The organism is Streptomyces sp. NPDC008238 (assembly GCF_042956445.1).
In the GTDB taxonomy this organism is placed as follows: domain Bacteria; phylum Actinomycetota; class Actinomycetes; order Streptomycetales; family Streptomycetaceae; genus Actinacidiphila.
The window spans coordinates 36,694-51,500 of the sequence record NZ_JBIBGK010000010.1 but is presented as its reverse complement, the minus strand read 5'-3'; the positions used below and the strand labels follow the sequence as shown (position 1 = coordinate 51,500).

General features: G+C 71.8%; 11 protein-coding genes and 1 pseudogene. 5 read left to right on the top strand and 7 right to left on the bottom strand.

Features of this window, described 5'->3' with window-relative positions:
• Positions 1–75: 75 nt before the first annotated feature.
• Positions 76–630 (top strand): GtrA family protein, encoded by a 555-nt coding sequence (locus ACFZAU_RS21625; protein ID WP_500553548.1) that lies wholly within the window; start codon positions 76–78, stop codon positions 628–630.
• A 37-nt stretch (positions 631–667) separates the two neighbouring features.
• Here the strand turns inward: ACFZAU_RS21625 and ACFZAU_RS21620 are convergent, their stop codons facing one another.
• Positions 668–1,915, bottom strand: coding sequence for a sensor histidine kinase (locus ACFZAU_RS21620; protein WP_500553547.1), 1,248 nt, complete (start codon positions 1,913–1,915; stop codon positions 668–670).
• Between the two features lie 47 nt (positions 1,916–1,962).
• On the bottom strand, positions 1,963–2,637 hold the full coding sequence (locus tag ACFZAU_RS21615; protein ID WP_089222240.1) for a response regulator transcription factor: 675 nt from the start codon (positions 2,635–2,637) through the stop codon (positions 1,963–1,965).
• Between the two features lie 342 nt (positions 2,638–2,979).
• Between ACFZAU_RS21615 and ACFZAU_RS21610 the strand changes: the two genes are divergently transcribed.
• Positions 2,980–4,482, top strand: coding sequence for a peptide MFS transporter (locus tag ACFZAU_RS21610; protein ID WP_499611135.1), 1,503 nt, complete (start codon positions 2,980–2,982; stop codon positions 4,480–4,482).
• Between the two features lie 664 nt (positions 4,483–5,146).
• Here the strand turns inward: ACFZAU_RS21610 and ACFZAU_RS21605 are convergent.
• Positions 5,147–6,490 carry a UDP-glucose dehydrogenase family protein gene (locus ACFZAU_RS21605; protein WP_500553546.1) on the bottom strand — a complete coding sequence of 448 codons (1,344 nt, stop codon included), beginning with the start codon at positions 6,488–6,490 and terminating at the stop codon, positions 5,147–5,149.
• Between the two features lie 182 nt (positions 6,491–6,672).
• Here ACFZAU_RS21605 and ACFZAU_RS21600 point away from each other — a divergent pair, with 182 nt between their 5' ends.
• On the top strand, positions 6,673–7,740 hold the full coding sequence (locus tag ACFZAU_RS21600; protein ID WP_500553545.1) for an LCP family protein: 1,068 nt from the start codon (positions 6,673–6,675) through the stop codon (positions 7,738–7,740).
• Between the two features lie 128 nt (positions 7,741–7,868).
• Here the strand turns inward: ACFZAU_RS21600 and ACFZAU_RS21595 are convergent, their stop codons facing one another.
• Together ACFZAU_RS21595 and ACFZAU_RS21590 are read right to left on the bottom strand one after the other, a co-directional pair.
• The gene (locus ACFZAU_RS21595; RefSeq protein WP_499611129.1) at positions 7,869–9,095 is read right to left on the bottom strand and encodes an LCP family protein; all 1,227 of its coding nucleotides are present in this window, start codon (positions 9,093–9,095) and stop codon (positions 7,869–7,871) included.
• A gap of 118 nt (positions 9,096–9,213) precedes the next feature.
• Positions 9,214–9,477 (bottom strand): DUF1876 domain-containing protein, encoded by a 264-nt coding sequence (locus tag ACFZAU_RS21590; RefSeq protein WP_499611127.1) that lies wholly within the window; start codon positions 9,475–9,477, stop codon positions 9,214–9,216.
• 129 nt (positions 9,478–9,606) lie between these two features.
• Here ACFZAU_RS21590 and ACFZAU_RS21585 point away from each other — a divergent pair, with 129 nt between their 5' ends.
• Positions 9,607–10,149 carry an acyl-CoA thioesterase gene (locus ACFZAU_RS21585; RefSeq protein WP_499611125.1) on the top strand — a complete coding sequence of 181 codons (543 nt, stop codon included), beginning with the start codon at positions 9,607–9,609 and terminating at the stop codon, positions 10,147–10,149.
• Between the two features lie 51 nt (positions 10,150–10,200).
• On the opposite strand, the gene ACFZAU_RS21580 is transcribed toward ACFZAU_RS21585, so the two are convergent.
• Positions 10,201–11,646, bottom strand: a complete 1,446-nt coding sequence (locus tag ACFZAU_RS21580) for an LCP family protein (RefSeq protein ID WP_500553544.1) — start codon at positions 11,644–11,646, stop codon at positions 10,201–10,203.
• An 86-nt stretch (positions 11,647–11,732) separates the two neighbouring features.
• Here ACFZAU_RS21580 and ACFZAU_RS21575 point away from each other — a divergent pair.
• Positions 11,733–12,773: pseudogene (locus tag ACFZAU_RS21575) on the top strand (glycosyltransferase family 2 protein); the annotation flags it as partial.
• Positions 12,774–12,789: 16 nt separating this feature from the next.
• Here ACFZAU_RS21575 and ACFZAU_RS21570 read toward each other — a convergent pair.
• A complete protein-coding gene (locus tag ACFZAU_RS21570; protein ID WP_500553543.1) occupies positions 12,790–14,709 on the bottom strand; it encodes an LCP family protein in 1,920 nt (639 codons plus the stop codon).
• Positions 14,710–14,807 lie beyond the last annotated feature (98 nt).

Below are 14,807 nucleotides of genomic sequence, written 5' to 3'. Positions count from 1 at the left end.
ACCGACCGCCGTCCCCCGGGGGCCCCGGTTAGCATGAGGGTCACTGACCAGACACAGACGGGGCCGAACGATCACATGGACGGTGCGACCGGGTCCGCCACCCGCACAGGACTGCGGGACCGGCTGACGGCGATGTCCCGCGAGATCGCCAAGTTCGGCGCGGTCGGCGGGGCGGGGGTCCTGGTCAACATCGGGGTCTTCAACCTCGTCCGGCACACCACGGACCTCCAGGTGGTGCGGGCCGGCATCATCGCGACCGTCGTCGCGATCGCCTTCAACTACGTGGGCTTCCGCTACTTCACCTACCGTGACCGCGACAAGTCGGGCCGCACCCGCGAGCTGACCCTGTTCCTGGTGTTCAGCGCGGTGGGCCTGGTGATCGAGAACGGGGTGCTCTACACGGCGACCTACGCCTTCGGCTGGGACAGCCCGCTGCAGAGCAACGTCTTCAAGTTCATCGGCATCGGCGTGGCGACGCTGTTCCGTTTCTGGTCGTACCGCAGCTGGGTGTTCAAGGCGCTCCCCGTCCGCGAGACGGTGCACCAAGCAGAATCGTTCCTGGTCGCGAAGGGGAACGAGACCCCCGGCGCCCGGACCGGCGCCCCCGGCGCGCGCTCCTCCGCCCGCTGATCCCCCACCGGGACCCCGCGCGGCCCGCTGCGTCCCGCTAGCGCTTCGGCTGGTCCGCGCGCGCCAGGAAGAGCGCGAAGACCGGCGGACGCTGCTGCAGCAGCTCCAGCCGGCCGCCGTCGGCCTCCGCCAGGTCGCGGGCGACCGCGAGACCGATGCCCGTGGAGTTGTGCCCGCTCACCGTGCGCTCGAAGACCCGCGCCCCCAGCTCCGGCGGCACGCCCTGGCCCTCGTCCGTGACCTCGACGACGACCTGCGTCCCGGTCACCCGGGTGGAGATCGCGACCGTGCCGGAGCCGTGCATCAGGCCGTTCTCGACCAGCGAGGCCAGCACCTGGGCCACCGCCCCGGGGGTGCCGACCGCGCGCAGCCGCTTCTTGCCCGCGGAGGTGATGGGCCGGCCCGCGCTGCGGTACGCCGGGCGCCACTCCTCCACCTGCTGCTTGATCACGTCGTCGATGTCGAAGACCACCGCCGAGCCGGTCCGCGGGTCCCGCGCGTTGGTGAGCAGCCGCTGCACGACGTCCGTGAGCCGTTCCACCTGACCGAGTGCGATCGTCGCCTCCTCCTTGACGGCCTCCTCGTCCTCGGCCGTCGCGATGATCTCCTCCAGCCGCATCGACAGCGCCGTCAGCGGGGTCCGCAGCTGGTGCGAGGCGTCCGCCGCCAGGCGCCGCTCGGCGGTCAGCATCCGGGCGATCCGCTCGGCGCTGCGGTCCAGCACGTCGGCGACCCGGTCCAGCTCCGGCACCCCGTAGCGCCGGTGCCGCGGCCTGGGGTCGCCCGAGCCCAGCCGCTCCGCGGTCTCGGCGAGGTCGGTCAGCGGGCTGCCGAGCCGGCGCGCCTGGCGCACCGCGAGGACGACGGCGGCCAGCACCGCCAGCAACGCCACCGCGAGGATGATCAGCAGGGTGCGGCCGATCTCCTGGCTGACCTTGCTGCGGGACTCCTCGACGGTGACCGTCTCGCCCTGCTCGCCGGTCTGCCGGGAGGAGATCACCTGACCCGTGGGCTTGGCGCCGATGGTGATCGGCGCCTCCCCGGGGATCCGCACCAGCGCGTACCGCCCGGGGGCGATCTGCTGGGCCAGCACCTCGCGGCTGATCCGCTCCTCGCCGATCATCCTGCTCTCGACGATGCCGATCAGCCGCACCGCCTCGGAGTCCACGCTCTCCCTGGCGCTGTTCTCGATCGTCCGGGCCTCCACCAGGACGAGGGAGACACCGAAGACGGCGATGACGACGAGCACCACGGCGAGCGTGGACTGGATGAGGCGGCGGCGCATGAGTGAAGCGTCTCAGACCGCGCGGACCGCCGGCGTGCCCGCTCTTCCTAGTTCTTCTCGAACCGGAAGCCGACCCCGCGCACCGTGGAGATGTAGCGGGGGGCCGCCGCGTCGTCGCCGAGCTTCTTGCGCAGCCACGAGATGTGCATGTCCAGGGTCTTCGTGGAGGACCACCAGGTGGTGTCCCACACCTCGCGCATCAGCTGCTCCCGGGTGACCACCCGGCCGGCGTCCCGCACCAGCACCCGCAGGAGGTCGAACTCCTTCGCGGTGAGCTGCAGTTCCTCGTCGCCCATCCAGGCGCGGTGCGACTCCACGTCGATCCGCACCCCCTGGGTGGAGGGGTGCTGGGCCTCGGAGGTGCCGCGCCGCAGCAGCGCGCGCACCCGGGCCAGCAGCTCGGCCAGCCGGAAGGGCTTGGTCACGTAGTCGTCGGCGCCGGCGTCCAGGCCGACCACCGTGTCCACTTCGTCGGCGCGGGCGGTCAGCACCAGCACCGGGAAGCCATGGCCTTCGGTGCGCAGCCTTCTGCACACCTCGAGCCCGTCCATTCCGGGCAGCCCCAGGTCGAGCACCAGAAGGTCGAAGGAGCCGAGCAGGGCGGCTTCGAGCGCCGCGGGTCCGTCCTCGCGCACCTCGACCTCGTACCCTTCGCGGCGCAGCGCGCGTGCGAGCGGTTCCGAGATGGATGCGTCGTCCTCGGCGAGCAGTACGCGGGTCATGCGCTGATGGTAGTCCGCCCGGAGAAAGCGCACGCCGGGCGGGCCGTGGCCGTTGTGAGGTACATCTCAAGTCGTCCCATATAGCACATCTCGTGCTGCCATAAGGTAACCAAAAGCCCGAATCAGTCCAGGGGACCTCCGGCGCGCCCCACGCGTCGCAGGGGCCCCACTGAGACGGGGCTGGTCCCCACCAGCAACCAGTCAACGACCTGTAGGCCGGGACCGCGCCTGTGAAGGCGTCGGTCGTGGATCCCGGTGCGCCCCCACGCGCCCCGGTGCCGGTCACCCCCCACCCGGGCGCGCACCGCTCTCGCAGCGCGTCCCGAGAAGCAAGGAAAGCCCATGGCGTCCAGCCTGACTGAGGGCCTCGCCGCGCCGGACTCCGGACCCAGCGGCAGGAACTTCCTCGGCCACCCCCGCGGCCTGGCCACCCTCTTCCTCACGGAGACGTGGGAGCGCTTCAGCTACTACGGCATGAGGGCGCTGCTCGTCCTCTACCTGACGGCCTCGGTCACGGACGGCGGCCTCGGCATGAAGGCCGCCACCGCCGGCGCCATCTACAGCGTCTACACCGCCACGGTGTACCTGCTGGCGATGCCCGGCGGATGGTTCGCCGACCGCCTGTGGGGCCCGCGCCGCACGGTCGCCATCGGCGGCACGATCATCATGATCGGCCACTTCCTGCTGGCCGTGCCGGTGGAGGCCTCGTTCTTCGTCGGCCTGGTCTTCATCGCCGTGGGCTCCGGCCTCCTGAAGTCCAACATCTCGACGATGGTCGGCCAGCTGTACCCGGACCGCAACGACCCGCGCCGGGACGGCGGCTTCACGATCTTCTACATCGGCATCAACCTCGGTGCCTTCCTCGCGCCGCTCGCCATCGGCACCGTCGGCCAGCAGGTCGACTGGCACCTGGGCTTCGCCATGGCCGGCGTCGGCATGGGGCTGGGCCTGGCCCAGTTCCTCATCGGTACCAGGCACCTCGCGCCCGTCTCCAGCGTGGTCCCCACGCCGCTGGACGCCGCCGAGCGCGCCGGCCTGATGAAGAAGGCGCTGATCTGGCTGGCCGCCGCGGTGGTCTTCTACGGCGTCGTCACCTTCACCGGCCACTTCACGATCAACTGGGTGCTCTGGCCGCTCTCCCTGCTGGGGCTGGCCCTGCCGGCGTACTACTTCACCCGCATCCGCCAGGACCAGGAGCTCACCCCGGACGAGAAGACCAAGGTCGGCGGTTACATCTGGTTCTTCGTCGTGGCCGCCGTCTTCTGGATGATCTACGACCAGTCCGGATCGACCCTGACGGTCTTCGCTTCCGAGCACACCGCGTCCACCCTGTGGGGCTTCAACTTCCCCGAGAGCTGGTTCCAGTCCCTGAACCCGCTGTTCGTGATGGCCCTCGCCCCGGTCTTCGCCGCCCTGTGGATGACGCTCGGCCGCCGGAACCCCAGCACGACCGTCAAGTTCGCCCTCGGCGTCGCCGGCATCGGCGTCTCCTTCGTGGTGATGATGCTCGCCCAGGCCGCCGCCTCCGGCGACACCAAGGTCACGCCGCTGTGGCTGGCCGTGGTCTACCTGATCCAGACCACCGCCGAGCTGTGCCTGTCCCCGGTGGGGCTCTCGGTCACCACGAAGCTGGCCCCGGTCAAGTACGCCAGCCAGATGATGGGCCTGTGGTTCCTGGCCGTCACGGCGGGCGACTGCGTGGCGGCGATCCTGCAGCTGGTCATCGGCGACGCGTTCCTGTCGGAGACGTCCTTCGCGATCCAGGGCTTCGTGGCGCTCGCCGCGGGCGCGGCGTTCGTGCTCTACCGCAAGCGGGTCATCCGGCTCATGGGCGACGTCCACTGAGTTCCTCGTCGGCCGGTGGTTGTGTGCGGCGCCGCGGTGGTTGATGTTGGGGCGTTTATCCCACCCTCCCGCCCGATTGCCCGGCGCGGTCAGTGACCGCCACGCTGCGTGCGGTGTGGGGTCGGCGCCGCGCCGGGGTACCTCCTCGGCGCTCGCGGTTTACCTCCACATCGTCGGGCGCCGCACTTAACCGCTCGTCGCCTGTGGGGGCACCCCGCCACACCCCCTCCGGGAGGATGGGGCGACTGACGGCCGGACGGGGTGAAGAAGCGGTCCGGAGCACCCCGGTTGCCTCACTGGCCCTCCACCGGCCGTTGTGCGCCCATACCGGCAGAAGGGGGTGTGGCGGGGTGGGCCCATGGGGGTCCCCCCGGCCGAAGGCTGGGGGAGACGAGCGGCGCACGCGGCGCCCAAGGATGTAGACGTAAACCGCGAGCGTTCTGGGGGTCCCCCCGGCCGAAGGCTGGGGGAGTGCGCCGGCGCGGCGCCGACCCCAACACACGGTGCGAGGCCCGCACCAATCGTGCCGGATGGGGGTCCCCCTGGCCGAAGGCTGGGGGAGGGCGGGAGGGCGGGGGAGAAACCGCGACCCCAGCCACAAACGACCCGCACACGACAACCGGGCGGCCCGGCGCAGCACGTACTCCGGGTCGCGCCCGGAGGGCTAGGCGTTCGGGCGGCCCATGGCCCGGAACGTCCACCCGGCCTCACGCCACCCCACCGGATCGAGCGCGTTCCGCCCGTCGATGACGTGCCGCCCGCGCGCCACCGCCCCGAGCGCCGCCGGGTCGAGCTCCCGGAACTCCCGCCACTCCGTGAGGTGCAGCACGACGTCAGCCCCCCGGACCGCCTCCAGCGCACTCGGGGCGTACCCGAGCGTCGGGAAGAGCCGCCGCGCGTTCTCCATCGCCTTGGGGTCGTACACGGTGACCTGCCCGCCCTGGAGGTGGATCTGCCCGGCGACGTTGAGCGCGGGGGAGTCCCGCACGTCGTCGGAGTCGGGCTTGAAGGCCGCGCCGAGCACCGCGATCCGCTTGCCGAGGAAGCCGCTGCCGCCGCAGGCCTCGCGGGCGAGCTCGACCATGTGGGCGCGGCGGCGCATGTTGATGGAGTCGACCTCGCGCAGGAACGTGAGCGCCTGGTCCGCGCCGAGTTCCCCGGCGCGGGCCATGAAGGCGCGGATGTCCTTGGGCAGGCAGCCGCCGCCGAAGCCGATGCCGGCGCGCAGGAACTTCTTCCCGATCCGCTCGTCGTGCCCGATGGCCTCGGCGAGCTTCGCCACGTCCCCGCCGGCCGCCTCGCTGACCTCGGCCATCGCGTTGATGAAGGAGATCTTCGTGGCGAGGAAGGCGTTGGCCGCCGTCTTGACCAGTTCCGCGGTCGGGTAGTCGGCGACGACGAAGGGCGTGCCGTGGCCCACGGGGGTCGCGTAGACCTCGCGCAGCAGCTTCTCGGCGTGCTCGGAGGCGACGCCGACGACGATGCGGTCCGGGTGGAGGGTGTCCTCGACCGCGAAGCCCTCGCGCAGGAACTCGGGGTTCCACGCCAGCTCCGCCTGGTCCCCGGCGGGGGCGAGCTCGGCCAGTCGGGCCGCCAGCCGGGCCGCGCTGCCGACCGGCACGGTCGACTTGCCGACGACCAGCGCGGGCCGCTCCAGGTGCGGGGCGAGCAGTTCGAAGGCGCTGTCGACGTAGCTCATGTCGCAGGCGTACTCGCCGTGCTTCTGGGGCGTGTTCACGCAGACGAAGTGGACGTCGCCGAAGGCGGCGACCTCCTCCCAGGAGGTGGTGAAGCGCAGCCGCCCGCTGGAGTCCGGCAGGCCCGCGACGTGGCGGCGCAGCAGCTCCTCGAGACCCGGCTCGTACATCGGCACGCGGCCGGCGGAGAGGGTCTCGATCTTCGCCGGGTCGATGTCCAGGCCCAGCACCTCGAAGCCCAGTTCGGCCATCGCCGCGGCGTGGGTGGCACCGAGGTAGCCGGTGCCGATCACGGTGAGCTTGAGCGCCATGCGGAGGGTCCCTCCCAGGTCGTGGCCTGATTGCGATGTTGAGCATAGCCCCGGCGGGGCGTCCGGGTTCCCCCGGTGAGGGCACCGAAAGAGGCGCCGGGAATGGCCATGGCACCGCCCCACGCGCCACAATGCCCCCCGACGCACACGTGGGGAGCGGGTGCACATGGTGGGGGTGGACGATGACGACGACGGATCCGGCGGGCCACGAGCAGACGGCGGTCACGGAAACGGAACGGGAAGCGGTACCGGGGAAGGCGGCGGAGCCGGCCCGCAGGAGGCGCAGCCGCACCCGGCGGGTGCTGCTGGGCGCGCTGGTCCTGCTGGCCGTGGGCGTGCTGGGAGTGGCCGGAACCTTGTGGTGGGCGGTGGACCACTACACCGGCAAGGTGGACCGCATCCCCAACGTCTTCCCGACGAACGTGCCGGAGAGCGAGCAGCCGCAGGCCGCCAAGGGCGGTGAAACGTTCCTCCTGGTCGGTGTGGACGCCCGCTCCGACCTGCCGACCACGGGCCGGGACGCCCGGGCCCCGGAGTGGAAGCGCGGCGCCCAGCGCAGCGACACGATGATGCTGGTGCACCTGCCGGCCGACCACAAGCACGCCTACGTGGTCTCGCTGCCGCGCGACAGCTGGGTCCCGATCCCGGGGAACGGCAAGGCCAAGCTGAACGCCGCCTTCTCCTGGGGCGGCCCGCCGCTGCTGATCGACACCGTGCAGCGGCTCACCGACGTGAAGGTCGACCACCTGGCCGTGATCGACTGGAGCGGCTTCAGGACGCTCACCGACGACATCGGCGGCGTCGACCTGGCCGGCAAGCACATGAACGGCGAGGAGGCCCTGAAGTACGTCCGCGAGCGCTACAACCTGCCGCGCGGCGACCTGGACCGTACCCACCGCCAGCAGGCGTTCCTGCGCGCGGTGATCGCCAAGACGCTGACCAAGGACTCCATGAGCAACCCGCTGAAGGCCAAGGAGCTGCTGGACCGCGTCACCGGGGTGGTCAGCGTCGACGACCGGCTCTCCGACAGCGGCCTGCGCGACCTGATGTGGAGCATGCGCGGGGTGCGCGCGGGCGACATGGTCTTCATGAACGCCCCGGTCGGCGGCCTCGACATGATCAAGGGCCAGTCGGTGGTGCTGCTCGACGACAACGGCAGCGAGCAGCTGTGGGAGGCCATGCGCAACGACACCATGGCCGAGTACGTGGCCAACCACTCCATCGACCGCCTGGGCTCCTCGACACCGTGACCCGCCGCGGGTCCCGCGGACGTACGGAGGGGCCGGGGGGGGGGGGGGGGGGGGGGCCCGGCGGCGGGGGGGGGGGGCGGGGGGGGGGGGGGGGGGCCCCCCCCCGGCCCCTCGGCCGTCGGGGGAGGTCAGGAGTCCGGGGTGACCGTGACCTTCTCGTCGTTCTTCAGCTGCGAGACCAGCTGCTTGACCTTCGGCATGTCCCACTTGAGCGCGCTGCCCACGTTGGTGCTGACGGAGCCCGAGGTCGGCATGTTCATCGAGAGCCCGTCGCCGCCGGAGACGCTCTTCATCGCCCAGAACATCGACGCCAGGTCCCACAGGCTCATGTCCTTGTCGACGATGAGCGTGTCCAGGCCCGCGCCCATGGTCGGGTAGAGCTTGAAGGGGTTGAGGACCGTGCTGGGCGTGGCCGTCTGGCTCGCGAGCGCGGCGAGGAACTTCTGCTGGTTCTTGGTGCGGCCGAGGTCGCCCTCGGCCTCCTGGTAGCGCTGGCGGACGAAGGCCAGGGCCTCGTCGCCGTTGAGGGTCTGCCGGCCCTTCTTGATGTGCAGGCCCGAGTTCTTGTCGTCGATGTCGCGGGGGATGTCCAGGTCGACACCGCCGACCGCGTCGACGAGGCCCGCGAAGCCGGCGAAGCCGATCTCGGCGTAGTGGTCGATGTGCAGGCCCGTGTTGTACTCGATCGTCCGCACCAGCAGCGTCGGCCCGTCTATCGAGTAGGCCGCGTTGAGCTTGTTCTGGCCGCGCGAGGAGAAGGTCTTGCCCGACTCGGAGCCCTTGAACTCGGGGATCGTGACGTAGGAGTCGCGGGGGAGCGAGATCAGCGAGTTCCCGTTGTCACCGACGTGCAGGATCATCATGGAGTCGGTGCGCTTGCCGTCGGCGGAGCCGGTGTGCAACTGCTTCTTCTGCTCGCTGGACAGGCCCTCGCGGCTGTCGGAGCCGACGATCAGGTAGTTGGTGCCCTCGCCGGTCTCCGGGCGGTCTATGACCGTGCCCAGGTCCACCTCGCGGCGCACCTTGCCGTCCGCCCAGAAGTAGGTGCCGATCGACCACGCGGCTACCACGACGACCAGACCGATCAGGACCGCCTTGACCCGCCGCCTGCGGCTGCCGGGAGGCGTGGTGCGGCCGCCGGTGGACGGCGGGCCGTACGAGCCTCCGCCGTGACCGTCGTGGCCGCCCGGCCCTCCGTGGCCGGGGACGCCGCTGCCGTACGCCTGCTGGCGCGGCACGCTGCCGGGAGCCGCCGCCGCACGGCGCGGGGACAGCTCGGGGGGCAGCGGCGGCTCGGAGACCTGCTGCTGCCGCTGGTTCCTGTTGTCGGACCAACCGTCGGGCCATGCGTTCATGTACGGCAGTGTGCCCTGCCGCCCCGTCCGGCAGTGCCTCCGTGGCGCTTCTGAAGCAGAGCTGATGCAAAGGTCACAGGACCGGCGCGGTGCGGTGACCGGTTGTGCCCGGGTGCTCTCAGCCGGTGAGGTGCGTGGGGGAGTTGGTGTGGGTCTCGATCATTCCGGCGGCCTGTTCCAGCAGTTCGTGCGCGAGGTTGGAGCAGGCCCGCGACGCGGCCACGTCCTCCCCGATGCGCATGTCGGGCTCGTCGTTCGGATTGCGCCGCGAATAGCCGTGGCCCACCACGCCCGGGGCGCCGTCCCCGGTGAGCGAGGCGGTGCAGGCGGTGCGGCTGCCGTCCTCCTCGAGGGACAGCTTGATCGTCCACGTCTTCTCCATGGCGGATCACCTCTCGGACCTCGGGACGTCGGCCCCTTTCTCAGCATCCGCCCGCCCCCGCCGGCGGGCAAGGTGTGCCCGGCGGGAGCAGGGCGGGGAGCACGCCGCCGCAGTGCTTAGGGTGGAGCCATGTTCGAGGAGCCACCCCCGCACCCTGTGCCGTCCAAGCCCACGTCCGCCTCGCGGATCACGCTGGCGCACATCATGACCCACCACGACACCAACCTGCTGGGCACCGTGCACGGCGGTGTCGTCATGAAACTCGTGGACGACGCGGCGGGCGCCGTCGCCGGCCGCCACTCCGAGGGGCCCGCGGTGACCGGCGCCATGGACGAGATGGCCTTCCTCGAACCGGTGCGGGTCGGCGACCTCCTGAAGGTGCAGGCCCAGGTCAACTGGACCGGGCGCAGTTCCATGGAGGTCGGCGTGCGCGTGCTCGCCGAGCGCTGGAACGAGTCCGGCCCGGCGACCCAGGTGGCCAGCGCCTACCTGGTCTTCGTGGCCGTGGACGCCGAGGGCGCGCCGCGCCGGGTGCCCCAGATCGACCCCGAGACCGAGCGCGACCGGCGCCGTCTGCAGGAGGCGCAGATCCGTCGCACGCACCGGCTCGCCCGCCGCCGGGCGATCATGGAGCTGCGCGAGAAGCGCGCCGCCGAGGGCTTCGACGACTGACGGGCCCCGCCCGCTCGTCCGCCCTCGGCGGCACGGGCCCACCGGCCGCCGTCAGCCGCACAGCACGCGGTCGCCGCGCGTCGGCGGGATCTCCACCGGCGGCGCCGGCGGCGGGTCCGGCTCGCCGGCCCGCACCGGGGTCAGCCCGTCGTAGTCCGCGCCCACGGTGATCCGCAGCGTCGGCCCCAGCCCGGAGACCGGGCGCAGTTCCGCGTACGGCAGGGCCGTTCCCAGGGCCTTGGCGGAGCGGTCCCAGCCCGGGTCGTAGTGGATGACGGTGTACTCCGCGTCGTGCCGGACGGTGTTGCCGGGCGTACCGGTGGTGCGGAAGCCCAGGTGGCGCAGTTCCTTGTCCACCCGCGCCCCCAGCCCGTTGACCGTCGTCCCGTTGTTGACCTGGACGCGGATCGACTTGGGCGGCACGTCGACCCGCTCGGGCTCGGGCGCCGGCGGGCTGGGCTTCACCAGGGGGCCGCCGTCCGGGCCGGTGAGCGGCCGGTCCTCGCGCAGCGCGTCGAAGATCCGCTTCGCGCCCTCGACGTCCCAGCGCAGGGTCGTCCCTACCCCCTGCACCCGGAACGGCGTGGCGTCCACCGGAACCGTGGCGTACTCCACCGAGCGGGCGCCGAAGCCGCCGCGCAGCCCGGTGGCGAGGGCGATCAGGTCGTCCGGCTTGGTCTGCCGGTCCGCGCGCACCGAACCGAGCGCGGCCTTGGCCACCTGGTCGAGCTTCACGGGGTTCTGCAGCAGCCCGATGTCGGTGACCCGGCGGACCAGCGCCGCCAGGAACCGCTGCTGGTTCTGCATCCGCGGCAGGTCGGGGGTGCCGGGCAGGTGACCGGAGCGCACGTAGCGCAGTGCCGTGCCGCCGTCCGCGCGCACCGTGCCCGCGGGCAGTTCGAGTCCCGTCACGGGGTCGCTGAGCGGACGGGCGAAGCAGAGGTCGACGCCGCCGATCCCGTCGACGGTCCTCATGAACGAACCGAAGTCGAACTCGGCGTAGTGGTCGATCTTGAGCCCGGTCATCTTCTCGACCGTGCCGACGGCGAGCCCCGGGCCGCCCACCCCCCAGGCCCACTTCAGCTTGCCCGCCCGGGGCAGCTCCGCGTACGAGTCCCGCGGCAGCGCGACCACGCTGACCCGCCTGCCGTCCCGCGACAGGTGCGCCAGCACCATGGTGTCTGTGCAGTCGCAGGGCTCCCCGCCCAGCCGCAGCGCCGTGCGCTGCGCCTGGGTCAGCCCGCGGCGCACGTCCGTGCCGACGAGGAGGAAGTTGGTGCCCTTGGTGGGGCTGGGCCGGTTCTTCATCCCGGCGAAGGCGTCCACCCGCTCCAGGCGGTCGTCCATGTGCCCCAGGACGGCGTGCCCGATCCCGCTGGCGGTCAGGATGCCCAGCGAGAGGGCACCGAGGACGCGCATCCCACGGCGCACGGGCGTCCGCTTCCGGGTCCGGCGGGCGGCTGCGGCGGGCTGCTGACGGCGACGAGCGACGGTCATGCAGTCACGCTAAGGAGTCATACCGTCGTACGGGATGAGCCCCGCCCGGCCGCACGCGCTCCTATCATCCGTTCGCGGTAACGTGTGCGGCTGTGAACGCTGCGACCCCCCACGTGCTGCCCGCCGTCTCCGTGATCATGCCGGTGCTCGACGAGGAGCGGCACCTGCGAAACTCCGTCCGCCACATCCTCGAGCAGGACTACGCGGGCGAACTCGAGGTGGTCATCGCCCTCGGCCCCTCCACGGACCGCACGAACGAGATCGCCGCGGAGCTGGTGCGCGAGGACCCCCGCGTCCACACGGTGCCCAACCCCACCGGCCGCACCCCCGCCGCCCTGAACGCCGCCATCAAGGCCTCCCGGCACCCCGTCGTGGTGCGGGTCGACGGCCACGGCATGCTCTCGCCCGACTACATCAAGACCGCGGTGCGGCTGCTGGAGGAGACCGGCGCCGTCAACGTCGGCGGCATCATGCACGCCGAGGGCGAGAACGACTGGGAGCGCGCCGTCGCCGCCGCGATGACCTCGAAGATCGGCGTCGGCAACGCTGCCTTCCACACCGGGGGCGCCGCCGCCCCCGCCGACACCGTCTACCTGGGGGTCTTCCGCCGCGAGGTGCTGGAGCAGCAGGGCGGCTACAACGAGGAGTTCATCCGCGCCCAGGACTGGGAGCTGAACTACCGCATCCGCGAGGCCGGCGGCCTGATCTGGTTCTCCCCCGAGCTGCGCGTCTCCTACCGCCCGCGGCCCAGCGTCCGCGCGCTGGCCAAGCAGTACAAGGACTACGGGCGCTGGCGCCGCGTCGTCACCCGCTACCACCAGGGCTCGGTCAACCTGCGCTACCTGGCCGCCCCGGCCGCCGTGGTGGCCATCGCGGCCGGCGTGGTGGTCGGTGCCGCGGTCACCCCGCTCGGCTTCGTCGTCCCCGGCGGCTACCTCGCGGCCATCGCGCTGGGCTCGCTCCCGGCCGGCAAGGGGCTGTCCGCCGGCGCCCGGCTGCGGATCCCGGTGGCGCTCGCCACCATGCACATGTCCTGGGGCTTCGGCTTCCTGACCAGCCCGCGGTCGCTCGCCCGGCGGGTCATCGCCAGCCGCCGCCCCGCGGTGCGGGCGGCGGCCGACGCGTGAGGCCGGGGGCGGACTCCTACCAGCTGTAGTAGGAGTTCACCTTCATGCACGCCGAGTCGTCGGAGGCGTTGAGCGCGCTCGCGCTGTCCAGCACCTCCTTGGTGTCGGTGCTGCTGGCCGCCGGGTACGTCGCCCCGGTCGTCCAGTCGGCGCCGATCACCAGCGTGACGCCCTCGGCGGAGGAGGACTTCTTCACCACGCCGGCGGGCAGCTTCAGCGCCTTCGCGACGGCCAGGGCGTTCGCCTTGTCGTCGTCGCTCGCGTAGGTGATCGTGCTGCCGGACTGCGACTGCGGTGTGGAGTCGGCCTCGGCCTGGGTGAAGCCCAGCGACTTCAGCTCCTCCGTGACCGCGCCCGCCCGGCCGGAGACGGCGGGCGTCGAGGCGCTGCCGGTGCCGTTCTGGACGGTCACCGCGATCTCGCCCTTGGGCGAGGCCTTCGCGGTGGCGGTGGACTTGTCGGCCTTCTTCTTCTTGGCGGCCTTGCCGTCCACGGCCTGGTCGTTGCGGAGCAGCGTGAAGAGCTTGCCCGCCGCACCGGTCGGCACCACGTGCGCGGTCGGGTTCTCCGGGTCGGCGCCCCACGGCATCGTCGTCATGGTGATGCGGTCTGTGGGCACGCCCTTGAGGTCGTTGCCCATGTCGTAGAGCTTCTTGACGGTGCCGAGGCCGGTGTCGACGGTCAGCGCCTTGGTGGCGGCCTCCGCCAGACCGGTCAGCTTGCCGGGGTCGGTGAGCTTCGTCCCCGACTTCAGCTGGCGCACCATCGCGTTCATGTACATGTGCTGGGCGTGGGTACGGCCGATGTCGCTGCCGTCCTCGAAGCCGTGCCGGGTACGGAGCCACTGGAGGGCCTGCTGGCCCTTGATGGTGTGGTCGCCCTTGGTGAGCTTGAGCCCGGACTTGCGGTCCCAGACGTTGCCCTTGACGCAGACCGGGACGCCGCCGACCGCGTCGGCCATGGACACCACGCCGGCGAAGTCGATCATCATGAAGTGGTCGATGGATATGTCCGTGAGCTTCTCCCAGGTGGCCACGGTGCAGCCGGGACCGCCGTGCTGGAGGCTCGTGTTGATGGTCTCCGTCGTCGTCTCGGGGTAGACGCGCCCGTCGTCCGGGTCGGTGCACTTGGGGATGGTGACCCGGGTGTCGCGCGGGATGCTGACCACGGTCATGTTGCTGCGGTCGGCCGAGACGTGCAGCAGCATCTGGACGTCGGCGAGCGGTTTGCGGTCCGCGTCGGCCTTCGCGCCGCCGAGCTTCTGGTTCTCCTTGGAGGCCCGGCTGTCGGAACCGAGGAGGAGGATGTTCAGCGGGGTCTGGCCCGCCGCGTTCGCCTTGCTCTTGGCGGCCTGGCTGTCGCCGAGGTTGAGCGCGTCCTTCTTGATGTTCGCGTTGAGGTGCTGGTAGTACGCGTAAGCGGCGCCGGCCGTCCCGAGTATCGCCACCGACGTGACGATCGCCACCCAGCGCAGCGCGCGCCTCTTGCCCTTCTTGCGGCGGCGGTTCCCGCGGCGGCCGCCGCCGTCCTGGCCGTCGTGTCCGTCGTCGTACCCGTCGTCGTCCGCGCCGTCGCCCTGCGTCGCGGTCAGGGTGCCGGTGGCCCCGCCGTCGTCCGCGTAGTCCTCGTAGGCGCCGTAACCGGCCCCGTGGCCGTCGTCGCCGTAGCCCCCGGCCTCATGGCCCGCCGTGTCCTGGCCGCCCGGCTGGTAGGGCGCGTACGGATCCTGCGGCGGGTACCCGCCGCCGCGCTGCGGCTCCTCGGGGCGGTAGCCGCCGCGCTGCGGCTGCTGCGGAACCGTCGGATGCGGGTGCGGAGTCGGCTGCTGCGGCACGTACGGCTGTCCGTGACCGTTCCCGTACGGAGCGTCGCCCCATCCGGGTTCGTGAGGATCGAAGGGGACGTTCCGCCCCCCGGGGATGCTGCCGTGGCGCATGTGGGCCCTCCCATGACGCGCTGGTCACTACGGTCACCGGCTGCGCCGCGGCGCTCGGATCGTGGGTGATGTTCAGCTGTGCGGCTGTCGAAGTCCTG

Coding starts and splice junctions, on each gene's coding strand:
- ACFZAU_RS21580 (WP_500553544.1), bottom strand. CDS start 11,646: ATGACCGTCGCTCGTCGCCGTCAGCAGCCCGCCGCAGCCGCCCGCCGG.
- ACFZAU_RS21570 (WP_500553543.1), bottom strand. CDS start 14,709: ATGCGCCACGGCAGCATCCCCGGGGGGCGGAACGTCCCCTTCGATCCT.
- ACFZAU_RS21620 (WP_500553547.1), bottom strand. CDS start 1,915: ATGCGCCGCCGCCTCATCCAGTCCACGCTCGCCGTGGTGCTCGTCGTC.
- ACFZAU_RS21590 (WP_499611127.1), bottom strand. CDS start 9,477: ATGGAGAAGACGTGGACGATCAAGCTGTCCCTCGAGGAGGACGGCAGC.
- ACFZAU_RS21625 (WP_500553548.1), top strand. CDS start 76: ATGGACGGTGCGACCGGGTCCGCCACCCGCACAGGACTGCGGGACCGG.
- ACFZAU_RS21610 (WP_499611135.1), top strand. CDS start 2,980: ATGGCGTCCAGCCTGACTGAGGGCCTCGCCGCGCCGGACTCCGGACCC.
- ACFZAU_RS21600 (WP_500553545.1), top strand. CDS start 6,673: ATGACGACGACGGATCCGGCGGGCCACGAGCAGACGGCGGTCACGGAA.
- ACFZAU_RS21585 (WP_499611125.1), top strand. CDS start 9,607: ATGTTCGAGGAGCCACCCCCGCACCCTGTGCCGTCCAAGCCCACGTCC.
- ACFZAU_RS21615 (WP_089222240.1), bottom strand. CDS start 2,637: ATGACCCGCGTACTGCTCGCCGAGGACGACGCATCCATCTCGGAACCG.
- ACFZAU_RS21605 (WP_500553546.1), bottom strand. CDS start 6,490: ATGGCGCTCAAGCTCACCGTGATCGGCACCGGCTACCTCGGTGCCACC.
- ACFZAU_RS21595 (WP_499611129.1), bottom strand. CDS start 9,095: ATGAACGCATGGCCCGACGGTTGGTCCGACAACAGGAACCAGCGGCAG.